Origin of the sequence: Nannocystis sp. RBIL2 (assembly GCF_026626745.1) — a bacterium.
In the GTDB taxonomy this organism is placed as follows: Bacteria; Myxococcota_A; Polyangia; order Nannocystales; family Nannocystaceae; genus Nannocystis.
In genome coordinates, this window is the sequence record NZ_JAPNJW010000001.1 from 4,974,128 (window position 1) to 4,987,389 (window position 13,262).

The following is a 13,262-nucleotide window of genomic DNA, read 5'->3' on the forward strand; positions in this document are numbered from 1 at the left end:
GCTCGCGAACCATGGTGCGGTCCGCCGACCGTGCCAGGCCGCATCCGCGGACCTCGCCGCCCCCTCGCGCGAGGGCCCCGACGTCCCCTCATTTCCAGCATTCTCATGCGATTCCCGAGCGCCCCGTCGCCCTCCCGCGGTGCCCCCGCGAATGACGGCGCCGTCATGAACAGCCTCGCGCGCACGCGCCCTCGTGTCGCCTCGATCCCCCGCGCAGTCGCTGCCGGGCGCGCGGTACCTTCGGGCCCATGCAGCAGCCCAAGCTCGGCCTCGCCCTCCTCGCCGCCCTCGCGGCCTGCGGCGACGGCGGCGGCAACATGACTGAAGGGACAGGTTCCACCGGCATCGGCGGTCCGGACAGCGGCGACTCGACCGCCGGTCCCACCAGCGCGCCGACCGGCGGCACCACCGGCGACCCGACCGACGGCGGCAGCGAGGCGACCGGCAGCCCGACCAGCGCCACCGCCACCAGCGACCCCTCCGGCGACCCGACCGACACCGGTGAGCCGCCTCCGCCTCCGCCCGCCGGCACCTGCGACGTCCCGGTCGAGCTCGCCGACAGCTCGAGCCCCACCACGGTCGTCGGCGACGGCACCCCCGCCAGCTGCACCGAGGCCGCGCTGGCCGCCGCAGTCGCTGCCGGCGGCGTCGTCACCTTCGACTGCAGCGGCCCCGTCACCATCACCCTGTCTCAAGCCTTGAAGGTCACCGGCGACCTCGTGCTCGACGGCGACCACGACGTCACACTGTCCGGCGGCGGGGTCACGCGGATCCTCGACATGAACACCGGCAACTTCGAGTCGCAGGGTCCGAACCTCACCGTCCAGCGCCTGCGCTTCATCGACGCCAGGGCCAGCGGCACCGAGACCCCTCTCGGCACCGACGTCGACGGCGGCGGCGGGGCCATCTTCCACCTCGGCGGCCACGTCACCGCGATCGACAGCACCTTCGAGAACAACGAGGCCGCCACCTGGGGCCCCGACGTCGCCGGCGGGGCGATCTACGGCATCGGCGTCGGCGCTACCACCATCGTCGGCTGCACATTTCATAACAACCGCGCGGCCAACGGCGGGGCAGTCGGGGCGCTGCACACCGCGCTCACGATCGTCAACTCTACCTTCACCGCCAACGAGGCCACCGGGCGCGGCGCCAACTACATCGACATGATGGGCGAGCAGGCCGGCAAGGGCGGCAACGGCGGCGCGATCGTCATGGACGGCAGCGGCCGCGAGCTGAAGATCTGCGGCGCCACCGTGCGCGGCAACAAGGGCGGCGCCTTCGGGGCCGCCCTGTTCCGCACCGGCTACGAGGGCGAGCCCACCATCATCGACCGCAGCACCTTCGCCGACAACGAGATCCCCGACCACGACGACGACGATTCGCCGAGCAGCGGCGCGCTCTACATTCAGGGCACCGCGGTCACCCTCACCCATTCGACGATCTCCGGCAACAAGGCCCGCGGCTCCGCGGGCGTGTGGATCCTCGGCCACGGGGCCCAGGCCGCCGTCGCCGACCTCACCAACGTCACCATCAGCGGCAATTCGACCTGGCCGCAGGCCGACTTCACGACGCGCGGGATCGGTGCCGGCCTCACCATCGGCGACCACACCACCGGCACGATCCTCAACTGCACGATCGCCGGCAACGACGCGCAATTCGGCTCCGGCATCCTGCGCGTCACCCCGCTCGTGGTCCGCAACACCATCATCAGCAACAGCGCCGAGAATCAGTACACCCCGCTCAACTGCACCGGCTCGATGTTCGCCACGCCTCCGGGCACCGGCGATCACAACATTCAGTGGCCGACCGGTCCCCAGGACGACATGGACTGCACGCCGGGGATCTCCCGCGTCGATCCCTTGCTCGGCGCGCTCGCCGACAACGGCGGCCCGACGCAGACGGTCGCCCCGCTCGCCGGCAGCCCCGCGCTCGCGGCCGGCAGCGACTGCCCGCCCACCGACCAGCGCGGCGAGCCGCGCGGCGACCCGTGCACCCTCGGCGCGCTCGAATGGCGGTGACGCCGGCGACGCCTCAGGTGCGCGGCCGCGACGAGCGCCCGAGGCGGGCGATGCAGTGCGTGAGGGCGTCGCGGAGCTTGCCGAACACGGGCACGCGCGAGAGGTCGACCCCGAGGGACACGATCGTCTGGGCGATGAGCGGATGAATGCCGGTGAGGACGCCCTCCGCTCCGAGCAGGCGGATCGCCTGGATCATCCCGATCAGGTGGCTCGCGGTGCCGGTGTCGACGACCTCCACCCCGGTGAGGTCGAGGATCGCGAACCTCGCCCGCGTGCTCGTGACCGCCTGCAGCAGGTTGTCCATGATCTCCGCGGTGCGGACGGTGTCGATGAGACCGACGATCGGCAGCGTCAGCACGCCGTCCCACACCTCGATGATCGGCGTCGACAGCTCGCGGATCACCTGCTGCTGGCGCTCGATCAGATCGAGCCTGGCCCGCAGCTCGAGCTCGTTGCGCTTCGTCTCGGTGACGTCGAGCGACACGGTGATGACCGACAGCTCGCTGTCCTCGACCGGGATGCCCCAGGACAGCCAGTGGACGCCGTACACCTCCGAGAGCTCCGCCACCTGCGGCTCGCCGTTCATCGCCCTGCGCGTGGACTCGCCCGACGGCGTGCCGCCGAACAGCTCGAAGTAATCCTGACCGACGAATTGACCCGGGCTGAGCCCGACGGTCCGCAGCGCCTTGCCCCGCTGCGACGCGAACACCCCCTGCTTGTCGATCGAGCACACCACGATCTCGAGGTTGTCGAGCAGCGCCTCGAGCATCTTCGCCTCGACGCCGCGCCGGCGAAACTCGCGCTCGCGCGCCGTGATGTCGTGACCGTGCAGCGTGGCGCCGACCACCCGACCGTCGGCCTCGCGCGTCACCTCCCACCACGCCGCGAAGTACAGCTCGCCCGCGGGCCGGTCGATCCGCAGCACCTCCGGCTCCTCGCTGTCCGTCACGAGACGCCGCGCCCACGCATCGGCCTCGTCGGCCACGGGGACGAGCTCCCCGAGGGGGCGACCGACCGCCTCGTCCGCGCTGACACCCAGCACGCGTTCGGCTCGCCGGTTCCAGCCCGTGACCTGGAGAACGTCGTCCACTTCGATCGTGACGTGAGGAGCCTTGTTGCTGCGTTCGTCCACCGGTCCAGAGTACCCAGACCCTGAGGTGAAGTACGCCTCCGCCGTTGCGGAAACACCTGGGTGAACGAACGTGGGCACATGGCGCACGACAGGTCGCAAGAGACATGTCGGCGAACTGGGCTTCGCAGCGCCTCCTGCTCCTATCAATCATCAATACGAGCACCCGGGCGAGCACGCCCGGGCGCTCCTCGTCAATCACCGCAGGGTGACCGGCGAGGCCGACGCCGCGAATCGCTCCGCTCGGGAAAAACCCGCGGCGAACATGGCGCCGCGCGGCGCGTTGCGATCACAAGCGCACGAGGCCGGTGCGCAGCATGTACACGAAGCGGCGCCGCTGCTCCTCGGCCAGGAGCGCGTGGATCTTGCCCACCGCCACCTGCACGGCCTTCTGCACGCGTTCGGCCGAGCGCGTGCGTTCGGCCGCGATCTGCGAGGCCGCCGCCTCGTCGAACGTGTCGGCCGCCAGCAGATCGGCGTAGCCGCTGCTGGTGCGGCGGAGGTCGAGCTCGGCCTGGGCGCGCTCGACCTTGAGGCTGTCGAGGATCACCGCCAGCTCACCGACCTGTCGCTCGTCGAGGCCGAGCTTGTAGGCCAGGAACCGCAGCGGCCGGCGCACGCCGAACGGACCGCCGCCCCAGAAGAAGCCCTCCGGGCCGCCTCCGGGATCGCCGCCACCACCACCTTCGTCTTGGTCGCCGCAGCGACCCCTACCAAAACCACCGCAATGAGCGTGCTCGTGCCCGTAATGTCGAGACGAGGCCACCCGGCGCGCAATCCCGCGCCACGCAGAGAACCAGGGATGCATGATTGTCGCTTTCTGCCGGGGCTCTCGCTCCCGGCGCTGTCCGGACCGCGCGGGCGTTTTGCCTCGCGCGTCCTCCGAGTATTCGGTCCGGTCTCGCGGCTGTCAACCGCGGCCGGCCGGGATTGCTGCGAAGCGGCCGCCGAGATCGCCACGTGCGCCGGCCCCCGGGCGGGCGCGCAATCGGCGATGCTGACGCCTCTCCGTTCGCCGGCCTCAGCTGGGCGCGCCGGGCTTGTACCACTCGAAGTCGTTGGGCCACACGAAATTATTGAAAGCCACGCTGATGCTGAGGTCGAGCGCGCGCACGTGGTGCCACCAGCCGACCGGCAGGAACAGCGCCTCGCCCGGCAGCAGCACCTCGTCGAAGCCGAACGCCTGCGCCAGCTCGGGGCTCGGCCGCTCCGGGTCGAGCGTGCTGTAGACCCCGCGCGCCGCCGCCAGCAATTGCGGCTGCTCCGGCGGGTACAGGCGGAAGCGCTTACGCCCGACCACCTGGAAGAACAGGATGTTCGAGGTGTCGTGGTGCAGCGACGTCACCGTGCCTGCCGGTCCGAACCACAGCGCCCCGCAGCTCGCGCTGCGCGACGCGTCGAAGTAGCCGGCCGGCAGCGCCACGTCGTCGAGCAGCCCCGCGAGCCCGGGCCGGACCAGGTTGCGGTTGTTGGCGATCAAATACAGGTCGTTCGTCTCGCCGGCCGCGAGCACGCGCTCGACGTAGTCGCCCAGCGTCGTCCGGCGCAGGTGCTGCTTGAAGCGGACATCCGGGTCGTCATCGCCGGCGCGCCCGATCGACATCTCGATCTCTGCCGCCCCGAAGCGTTTTTTAAAATCTGCCGGGCTCCAGCGCGAGAACGCCGGCCAGCGCGGCACCACGTCGGTGAAGATCACCGGCGTCCCGGTCGACCAGTAGCGGGCCACGAACTCCCCCGGCGACGGCAAGCCGATGCGCTCGATCGCCGGCGACGTCGCCCGCAGCGCCCCGCGCAGCCGGTTCACCAGCGCCTCGCGCCGCAGCCCTGCCGCCGCCGCGCGCGCTCCGGCCAGCTCCGGCGACTGCCGCGCCCGCGCCAGCGCCCCGGCGATCGCCGCCTCCTGTACCCCGCGCTCGGCCAGCGCCGCCCGGAGCGCCGGCGCCTCGGCCCCGCGCAGCAGGTTCTCCGCCAGCCACGCCCGGTACGCCGGGGTCAGCCGCGGCCGCCCGCGCCGCGCCGACATCTTGACCGCCCTGAAGCTCATGTCCGAACTTGCATCCCTGAACATGCCCTTTGCGACATGTTCTGAAAGACCTGCCCTCATGGGCATGCCCTTTACGACATGCCCTTAAAACCTTCCTGGCTACGGCGCCGGCATCGGCGGGATCGCGGTCGTCCCGTCCTCGGTGGTCGTCTGCGGCGGCGGCATCGGCGGGATCGCGGTCGTCCCGTCCTCGGTGGTCGCTCCGGTCGTCTGCGGCGGTGGCATCGGCGGCACGACCGTCGTCCCCGCAGTGTCCTCGGTCGTCGTCCCGGTCGTCGTCCCGGTGGAGGTCGGCGGCGGCATCGGTGGCACCGCGGTCGTGCCCTCGGAGGGCATCGGCGGCACCATCGGCGGGATCAGGGTCGTGCTCGCCGAAGTCTCGCCGGTGGTGAACATCGGCGTCTCGGTCGGGTCGTCGCTCGACGTCGGCCCGGGCATCGGCGACTGCGTCGTCTCGCTGGCCGACTCGCTGGTCTTCTTGCCCTCGCCGCAGCCCGCGGCCCCGAGCGTCACCGCGATCAGCGTCGTGCGCACCAGCGCCGGCCCGGGCGGCAGCGGCGTCGGCCTGGGGGGTTTGGGCTCCGTCATCGCCAGCCCAGGACACGCGGTCCGCAGCGGCCTGTCAAGCCTCGCCCCGCCGCGCCGCCAGCGCCGCCGCGAGCACCATCAAACCGCCGCCGATCCCGAGCCGCAGCAGGTCGGCCTGTTCCCCGAAGATCGTCAGCGCCACCAGCACCCCGAGCGGCACCTTGAGGTTGTTGGCCACCGCGAGCGCGCCCGCGCCGACCTGCACCGCCCCGCGGTTCCACAAATAAAAGCCCATCCCGGTGGCCAGCACCCCCAGGTACGCGAACACCAGCCACTGCGTGCTCGACACCTTCGTCAGCGTCGACCATCCGCCGCTCAGGCTCGTCGCGATCACGGTCACCGCCACCCCGCCGAGGTACAGCAGCGCGATGACCTCGCGGTCGCGCAGGTCGGTCCGCTCGCGCCGCAGCCTTCGGTACGCCGACTGGCCCCACGCGAAGCACACGCTCGACAGCTGCACGAGCAGGAAGCCGAGCCACGCCACCCCCGCGCCCTCGCGGTGCTGGATCACCGCGGCCCCCGCGGCCGCCATCGCCGCCAGCGCGACGTTGACGGCGTCGAACCGGCGCGCGTACGCGTCGCAGATCAGCGCCACGTACAGCGGCGTCAGCACCGTGTACAGCACCACCTCGTGGGCGGCCGCGAACTGGAACGCGGTGATGTAGCCGACGTACATCAGACCGTACTGCACCGCCCCGATCACGAGCAACCGAGTGATCACGCCCGCCTCGAGCCCACGCGTACGCAGGAGCGGCAGGAACAGCGGCAGCGCGAGCACGAGCCGCATCGCCGCCACGAAGTTCGGATCGAGGCCGCCCAGGTGGCGCTTGATCAGCCCAAAGGAGAACGCCCAGAGCAGGGTCGCCGCGAGCAGGGAGCGCATGGCCTGGCCGCCATCTCGCAAGTTCGCCCCGCTTGCAAGCCCGGCCCACGCGCGCAATTGCACGCGGCGACGCGGCGGGCGCGTGGCAGCATGACGCATGACCGCGGCGGTCCCCGGCCTCACCCTCGTGCCCGAGTGGATCTCCGGCGAACGCGAGCGCGACATCATCGCCGCAGTCGACGCCCTCCCGTGGGACGACGGCCTGCGCCGCCGCGTCCAGCACCACGGCTACCGCTACGCCTACCGCGGCCGCAAGGTCGACGCCGCCGAGCCGCTCGGGCCGCTGCCGACCTGGGCCGCGGAGCTGGCGGCGCGCCTCCACGGTGACGCGATCTTCACCTGTCCTCCGGACCAGGTCATCGTCAACGAGTATGTGCCCGGCCAGGGTATCTCCGCCCACATCGACTGCGTCCCCTGCTTCGGCCCGGTGATCGCCTCGCTCAGCCTCGGCAGCGGCGCAACTCTGGAATTGTCGCACCCGACCACGAGCTCGCGGGCCGCGGTCTGGCTGCCGCCCCGCAGCCTCCTGGTCCTCGCCGACGACGCGCGCTACCGCTGGCGCCACGCCATCCCGGCGCGCAAGAGCGACCCCGATCGCGGCCCACGCGGTCGCCGGCTGTCGCTGACCTTCCGCACCGTCCTCCGCGATCGCCGCGGCTGATCGCGGTCCCGAGACCACCCGCGGGTCGCCGCGTTACACTGAACCATCGTGTCTGCCGCGTCCCGGACCCTCGCCGTCGCAGCCGCCCTCGTCCTCGGTCCCCTGGTCGCCGGTCCGGCCCGCGCCGACAACCTGCACATCGACGTCCAGTCCAACCCCGAGCGCAACTTCACCCCGGTGCAGGAGCTCGCCTACGAGGCGATCGTCGCCGGCGTCGACGGCTACAAGGTCGACCTGCGCCTGCGCGTCACCCTGCACAACGCCAGCAAGCGCCGCCAGGACGCTGTCCTCAGCCTCGCGCTGCCCCGCGACGCCGAGCTCTTCGGCCTCGCGGTCGCCCGCGACGGCACGTGGAGCTCCGGTCGCGCCGCCGGCGTCGCCGTCGAGCCGGCCCACCGCGCCTCCGGCACCGTGTTCGCCCGCGCCCTCGCGCCCGCGGTCGCGGGCGACCTGCCCGCGGCCGAGGTCGTCGTCTTCAACCTCGAGCCGGAGGCGACGATCCAGATCGAGCTGCAGCTCAAGGCCCCGCCGCGCCTGCGCGCCGATCACTGGGAGCTCGAGCTGCCGAGCCGCGGCGACGACCGCTGGGGCCTCGCGCCCGAGCGCCGCGTCGTCGTCCAGGGCGCCCGCCCCGGCGACATCCCCCGCTTCTGGCTCGACGACCGCGCCAGCGACGGCGCCGGCGTCCTCCTCTCGCGCCCCGAGGACAGGTCCTTAGTTTCATGGCCTTATAAACATGTCTCGAAGGACAGAGGCATCCTCGACGGCCACCTCGAGCTCTTGCCCGACCCGACCCCGCCCGGCGTCAAGGCCAGCGGCGGCCGCTTCCGCGCCTACCTGCGCCTCGGCGCCGCCCCGCCGCCGCGGCCCGACCACGTCGTCGTCGTCCTCGACCGCTCGCGCAGCACCGCCCCCGACCTCCACCGCGACGCCTTCGCCGCGCTGACCGGCCTGTTCGACGAGCTGCCGCCGACCCTCACCTTCGACGCGATCAGCTTCGCCCGCACCGCGCGCCCGCTGCTGGCTGACGGCGAGTTCCCGAGCGTGCGCGACCGCGGCGCCCGCGACCGCGTCGCCGCCGCCCTCGACGCCGGCGCGCGCGAGCAGGGCACCGACCTCGCCGCCGCCCTCGCCCTCGCCGGCCGCCGGATCGCCGCCCGCGACGCCCACAGGCCGCTCGTCGTCGTCATCACCGACGGCATGCTCCCCGCCGGCATCGGCGCGCAGCAGATCGGACATGTCTTTTCGGACAGCCTCGAGAAAAAGTCGACCCGCCCCGAGCTGCTGTTCATCGTCGACGAGCCGATGATGCTGCGCGGCGGGATCACCCCGCAGCACCCGATCACCAGCGTCGCCACCGCCCTCGGCGCCCGCATCAGCCTCGAGTCGCTGGCCCAGCACGCCCGCCGCAGCGGCGGCGAACCGCCCGAGGGCCTCACCGAGGCGCTCCTGGCCGCCCCCGCCGTCCTCTCCGACCTCGAGCTGCAGCTCCCGCGCCGCGCCGCCCTCGACGAGCCCGCCCCGGGGGGCCTCGTCGCCGGCAACGTCCTCGTCGTCCGCGGCCACTACACCGGCGCCCCGCCGAGCGTCGGCGTGCGCGGCAAGCTGGCCGGCGTCCGCACCAGCCGGACCCTGCGCGCAGTCGCCTCGCGCCCGCCGCCCGCCGCCCTGGTCGCCTCGTTCGGCGTGTCCGACCTCGACCGCGCTGCCGCCGACGGCTTCACCCGCCCGCCGTGGTTCGGCCTCAATCAACAGCGCGTGGCCCGGCTCGGCATCACCTGGGCCGGCCGCGGCAACGGCGACGAGCGCGGCTTCCTCGACGAGAAGATTTTCCGCAACTACCTCGGGATCCGCGTCTTCCCCCGCGCCCGCGCCTGCTTCAATAAGGCCCTCACGCGCGACAAGCAGCTCGGCGGCAAGGTCGTATTCGAACTCGAGGTCGGCAAGGGCGAGGTCATGCTGGCAAGGGTCGACGCTGCCGGCCTCAACCACCGCGAGCCCGGCTTCGAGGCCTGCCTGCTCGAGGCCGCCTGGGCCCTGGAGATCCCCGCCGGCCGCCTCGACGACCAGATCTACCGCCTCCGCTACCCGGTCGTCTTCAACCCGCCCGCCGGCGGCCGCCCGGCCATGGAAGACGACCCCCTCGGCCCCGGCACCGTCGAGCTCCTCCTCGGCCTGCCGAACCGCTGACGCCGCCATCGCGCGCATCTGCATCACATGGCTCCAAGGACAGATCCACGACATGCTTTGACAGGCGTGGGCCCCTTGGATTTGCTTGCTCTGCTCATGCAGCGCCTCTCAGCGGCTCACAGTTTCGCGCCTTGCCTCATCCGGCGAAGCGTCCTCGCTTCGGCGCTACTGGGCGCGTGCATGTGCGGGTCACCCGACCCAGGTGCCACGAGCACATCCGGGGCTTCCACGACGACCGCGGCCGCTTCGGCAGACACCGCGGAAGCGGGCACAAGTACGAAGCCGGACACCGGAAGCGAGACCGGCGACAACTCTGTATGCAAGGACGACGAGGCTTGTCCCTGCGGTACGCTCGGCTGCCCCTGCAACCCCGACAAGACTTGCAGCGCCGGCGCATGCAACGCCGACTCGTCTACATGCACCGAAGAAAAAGACGGCATGATGCACATCCCCGCTGGCCCGTTCTGGATGGGTTGCCGCGATGGCTTCGACACCGACGAGTTGACCGGTCCATGCGCGGACAGCGAATTACCCTCGCGCGAAGTCATCGTGTCCGCCTTCTGGATCGACAAGCACGAGGTCACCAAGGGCGCTTACCGTCAGTGCATCGAGGCAGGCTCGTGCGAACCCACCCCTCATTGGGACGCCGAGTGGTATCAGGGCGAGGAAGGCAGCGGCTATTTCGTCCCCGGACTCGACGACATGCCGGCGGCCTCGGCCACTTGGTCACAGGCGTCCACATATTGCGCCTGGCTCGGCAAGCGCCTGCCGACCGAGGCCGAGTGGGAAAAGGCAGCCCGCGGCACCGATGGACGCAAATACCCGTGGGGCATGCAGGAGCCGACCTGCGACCACGCAAACTACAAACCCTGGGACATCAACACGATGACTCCGGGACCTGAGTGCTGGTATCGCGAAATGTACCAGACCTTGACCCCGGTCGGGATGTTCTGCGCGCTGGGCGTCTCTCCCTACGGCTTGTGCGATACATCCGGCAATACCTCCGAGTGGGTCGCGGACGGATACGAGAGCCAGGGTCTCGGCTATGAAGGACTGCCAGCCCTCGACCCGGTCCGCGAGCCGACAGGGAACCTCGTCGTTCGACGGGGTTCGAACTGGGGCTCCTGGGATTTCGCCTCGGGCGGGTACACCTTGCGCGCCTGCAGGCGACTAGGTGCCCCCAAGAACTCCGTCAACGCGACGCTGGAAGCCGGCTTCCGCTGCGCGAAGTCGGACTGAACCCTCAAGGGCAAGACAGCGGCGCGCCGTCGAAGTCGTAGTCGAAATCCATGACATCGAGGACAAGATAATCCATGTCGTCCTCCCACTCATGGTGCCCGCGGCAGCGCTGAGGCTGGTGGTACTTCATCGAGGACATCTTGCGTTACGGTGCTGGACGACAACAACATCCTCTCCACCGACGCCATAGCCAAGCAAGGGCGGTCTCGCTACCGAAGATACCCGACCCCGCTAGCAGGTATCTCGCGGAACACGCTCGGCTTACTGAGATACCGGCCGTTTCAGGAAAACAGGCAACCCTCCCGAGCTCGGCCACAAGGCATATCCTAAAGACACACCACCGATGCGCTCCAGCCGCGGTCACTCGCTCGCGCGCACGCCGAGCGATCGCTCGATGTCGCGGACGCGGATCTCCATCAGCTCCTGCTCGACGCGCCCGCGCTCCTCGTAGCTCGAGTAGTCCGTCTCGCCCCCCGACATCCCCTCGATGAAGCGCTCGATCGTGCGGGCCAGCCCGCCGGGGCCGAAGTACTGCCCGCCCTCGGTCACGACACCGTCCGGCGTCTCGCGCAATTGCAGCGCCAGCGCCCCCAGGCTGTCCGCGGCCGCCAGCGCGCCTTCCAGGCGTCGCCGCTCTTGCACCTTCTCGACCCGCTCGATCTTCGCGTCGAGCCGCAGCCACTCCTTGAGCCGCGCCTTGTAAACAGCCGACTGCGGCACCTTGTTGATCACCTCCGGCGTCAGCGACGAAAACCGCCAGTACGGCTGGTTCTGCGACGGCAGGTAGCGCTCGCCCTCGAAGTGGCGGCGGGCCATGAACATCCCGATCAACAGCGCGTGGTCCAGCAGCAGCGTCGCCGCGGCTCCGGGCGCGGTCACGACCGGCCCGACCTGGGCGAGCCGCGGCTGCCACGTCGGCCCGCGCTCGACCTGCTGCGCGAACTTCGGGTCGGTCGAGATCGTCAGAGTCGAGCCGACCAGGGCCACGTGGACGTCGCGCCATCCCGGCACCGTCACCACGTGCCCGCGCGACTTGCCGCGCTTCACCTTCAGTCCCGCCACACCGAGCGGCGAGCTCGGCAGCTTCGCCATCGCCACAGTCACCAGCGCCGCCGCAGTGACCGGATCTTTAAAACCCAGCGCGAGGTTGAAGCCGGGCTCCGCCTTGCTGCCGCCGCGGGCCATCGCCGCCACGTCCGTGGTCGTCAGCGCGAAGCTCACCGTCCCCTCGAGCATCGCCAGCGCCGCCTTCGGGTCGCCGCCGACGTTGCGCTGCAGCTCTGCGAACAGCTCGTCGGCGCTCTTGCCGATCGCCCGCAGCAATGAATCGATCCCCGCGATCCCCTCGCTCACGTCGAGCTTGCCGCCCGCCCCGAACAGCACTCGCTCGCTGGCCGCGGTGATCGCCAGCGGCGGCCCCGCCCCGGCCGTCACCACTCGCCGCAGCAGCGCAGTCTCCGGCACTCGTGCGCGCGCGGTCCCGGCGATCGCCTCCGGCCCCAGCGACAGCCCTATCACGATCGGCCCCAGCGGCCCGACCACCGTATTCCACAGCTCCTGCTCGCGCCGACGCTTCTCGCGGGCTTGTTGCTCCGAAGCCCGCTGCTCGGCCGCCACCTGCTCCCAGCGCGCGATTTCCTCGGCCGAGCCGCCGTGCTCGCGCAGCCGCTGCAGCTCCTGCACCGCCCAGTTCGTCGCCGGCTGCTCGTCGCGGCGACGGGCCGCCTCGATCTCGGCGCGCAGCATCCCGCCGACGTCGATGAGCGCGAGCAGGTCGCGCGGCTCCGCCGGGCCCACCGCCTGCTGCCAGCGCTGCGACGCGGTCAGGCCGCGCGCCGGGTCGACGCTCGCCAGCTCGCGGGCGAAGTCGTAGGGCGCCAGGCTCGGGTTGCCGACGTTCACCACGAACGCGAAGTCGTCGCGCAACACCAGCTGATTGCGCGCACCTGGCTCATGGGCCAGGACGATCCCGCGGTCCTCGTAGACCGACTCGAGCGAGCCGCCGAGCTTCGTACCCAGGCGATCGATGAAGTCGCGGAAGCGGAGCGGGTCGGTCAGCGAGATGAAGTAGCAGGTCGTCTCGCTGCCCGCGTCGAGCAGCGCCGCGCCGATCGGCCGGTCCGGGTCGACGCCGATCTCGGGCCAGCGCGCCGGGTCGAGCAGGTTGTGGCCGAACGACTGCTCTAAGTACGCCCCTGCCTGCTCGTAATACGGGCGGTACGTCCCGATCAGCGCCGCCAGGTCGACTACCCGCAGCAGGTGGCGCACGCTCGCCGCGCTCACCACCACACCTGTCCTTTCGGGCAGAAGGTCGATCGGCGCCTGCGCCTGCGTCAAGGCCGGGGGCCGCGCGGCCTTGCGCGACGTCGTCGCCGCGGGCGCCGACGTCGACGCGGTCGGCGACGCGGTCGCCGTCTCCGGCTTGGGCCGACAACTTGCGGCCACGAGCATCGTCGCCAGCACCGCGGACCCCAACCTCGAATGCGAGCGCATGTCCCATCCTAGCACCG

At 71.3% G+C, this 13,262-nt stretch carries 11 protein-coding genes; 4 read left to right on the top strand and 7 right to left on the bottom strand.

The features are described 5' to 3' along the window. The first annotated feature begins 248 nt into the window (after nt 1–248). A complete protein-coding gene (locus OV090_RS19700) occupies nt 249–2,018 on the top strand; it encodes a right-handed parallel beta-helix repeat-containing protein (protein WP_267705371.1) in 1,770 nt (589 codons plus the stop codon). Between the two features lie 13 nt (nt 2,019–2,031). Here the strand turns inward: OV090_RS19700 and OV090_RS19705 are convergent, their stop codons facing one another. The 5 genes from OV090_RS19705 to OV090_RS19725 all read right to left on the bottom strand — a co-directional run bounded on the left by OV090_RS19705 (nt 2,032) and on the right by OV090_RS19725 (nt 6,662). Beyond that, complete coding sequence (locus OV090_RS19705) at nt 2,032–3,150, bottom strand: STAS domain-containing protein (protein ID WP_267705373.1); 1,119 nt, start codon at nt 3,148–3,150, stop codon at nt 2,032–2,034. A gap of 286 nt (nt 3,151–3,436) precedes the next feature. After that, nucleotides 3,437–3,913 carry a periplasmic heavy metal sensor gene (locus OV090_RS19710; RefSeq protein WP_267705374.1) on the bottom strand — a complete coding sequence of 159 codons (477 nt, stop codon included), beginning with the start codon at nt 3,911–3,913 and terminating at the stop codon, nt 3,437–3,439. Nucleotides 3,914–4,168: 255 nt separating this feature from the next. Continuing rightward, nucleotides 4,169–5,191, bottom strand: a complete 1,023-nt coding sequence (locus OV090_RS19715; protein WP_267705376.1) for a cupin-like domain-containing protein — start codon at nt 5,189–5,191, stop codon at nt 4,169–4,171. 99 nt (nt 5,192–5,290) lie between these two features. Then, on the bottom strand, nt 5,291–5,779 hold the full coding sequence (locus tag OV090_RS19720; protein ID WP_267705379.1) for a hypothetical protein: 489 nt from the start codon (nt 5,777–5,779) through the stop codon (nt 5,291–5,293). A 34-nt stretch (nt 5,780–5,813) separates the two neighbouring features. Further along, nucleotides 5,814–6,662 (bottom strand): EamA family transporter, encoded by an 849-nt coding sequence (locus tag OV090_RS19725; RefSeq protein ID WP_267705381.1) that lies wholly within the window; start codon nt 6,660–6,662, stop codon nt 5,814–5,816. 97 nt (nt 6,663–6,759) lie between these two features. Between OV090_RS19725 and OV090_RS19730 the strand changes: the two genes are divergently transcribed. The 3 genes from OV090_RS19730 to OV090_RS19740 all read left to right on the top strand — a co-directional run bounded on the left by OV090_RS19730 (nt 6,760) and on the right by OV090_RS19740 (nt 10,752). Beyond that, the gene (locus OV090_RS19730) at nt 6,760–7,323 is read left to right on the top strand and encodes an alpha-ketoglutarate-dependent dioxygenase AlkB (protein WP_267705383.1); all 564 of its coding nucleotides are present in this window, start codon (nt 6,760–6,762) and stop codon (nt 7,321–7,323) included. Between the two features lie 48 nt (nt 7,324–7,371). Beyond that, entirely contained in the window at nt 7,372–9,513 is a 2,142-nt protein-coding gene (locus tag OV090_RS19735; RefSeq protein WP_267705385.1) for a hypothetical protein, read from the top strand. A gap of 438 nt (nt 9,514–9,951) precedes the next feature. Further along, the gene (locus OV090_RS19740; protein WP_267705387.1) at nt 9,952–10,752 is read left to right on the top strand and encodes an SUMF1/EgtB/PvdO family nonheme iron enzyme; all 801 of its coding nucleotides are present in this window, start codon (nt 9,952–9,954) and stop codon (nt 10,750–10,752) included. A 4-nt stretch (nt 10,753–10,756) separates the two neighbouring features. On the opposite strand, the gene OV090_RS19745 is transcribed toward OV090_RS19740, so the two are convergent. Together OV090_RS19745 and OV090_RS19750 are read right to left on the bottom strand one after the other, a co-directional pair. Next, nucleotides 10,757–10,882, bottom strand: coding sequence for a hypothetical protein (locus OV090_RS19745; RefSeq protein ID WP_267705389.1), 126 nt, complete (start codon nt 10,880–10,882; stop codon nt 10,757–10,759). Between the two features lie 230 nt (nt 10,883–11,112). Continuing rightward, complete coding sequence (locus tag OV090_RS19750; protein ID WP_267705391.1) at nt 11,113–13,245, bottom strand: hypothetical protein; 2,133 nt, start codon at nt 13,243–13,245, stop codon at nt 11,113–11,115. Nucleotides 13,246–13,262 lie beyond the last annotated feature (17 nt).

Excerpts from the sequence above, each read along its gene's own strand:
- OV090_RS19720 (WP_267705379.1), bottom strand. The coding sequence starts at position 5,779 with ATGACGGAGCCCAAACCCCCCAGGCCGACGCCGCTGCCGCCCGGGCCG.
- OV090_RS19715 (WP_267705376.1), bottom strand. The coding sequence starts at position 5,191 with ATGAGCTTCAGGGCGGTCAAGATGTCGGCGCGGCGCGGGCGGCCGCGG.
- OV090_RS19745 (WP_267705389.1), bottom strand. The coding sequence starts at position 10,882 with ATGAAGTACCACCAGCCTCAGCGCTGCCGCGGGCACCATGAGTGGGAG.
- OV090_RS19740 (WP_267705387.1), top strand. The coding sequence starts at position 9,952 with ATGATGCACATCCCCGCTGGCCCGTTCTGGATGGGTTGCCGCGATGGC.
- OV090_RS19730 (WP_267705383.1), top strand. The coding sequence starts at position 6,760 with ATGACCGCGGCGGTCCCCGGCCTCACCCTCGTGCCCGAGTGGATCTCC.
- OV090_RS19725 (WP_267705381.1), bottom strand. The coding sequence starts at position 6,662 with ATGCGCTCCCTGCTCGCGGCGACCCTGCTCTGGGCGTTCTCCTTTGGG.
- OV090_RS19750 (WP_267705391.1), bottom strand. The coding sequence starts at position 13,245 with ATGCGCTCGCATTCGAGGTTGGGGTCCGCGGTGCTGGCGACGATGCTC.
- OV090_RS19700 (WP_267705371.1), top strand. The coding sequence starts at position 249 with ATGCAGCAGCCCAAGCTCGGCCTCGCCCTCCTCGCCGCCCTCGCGGCC.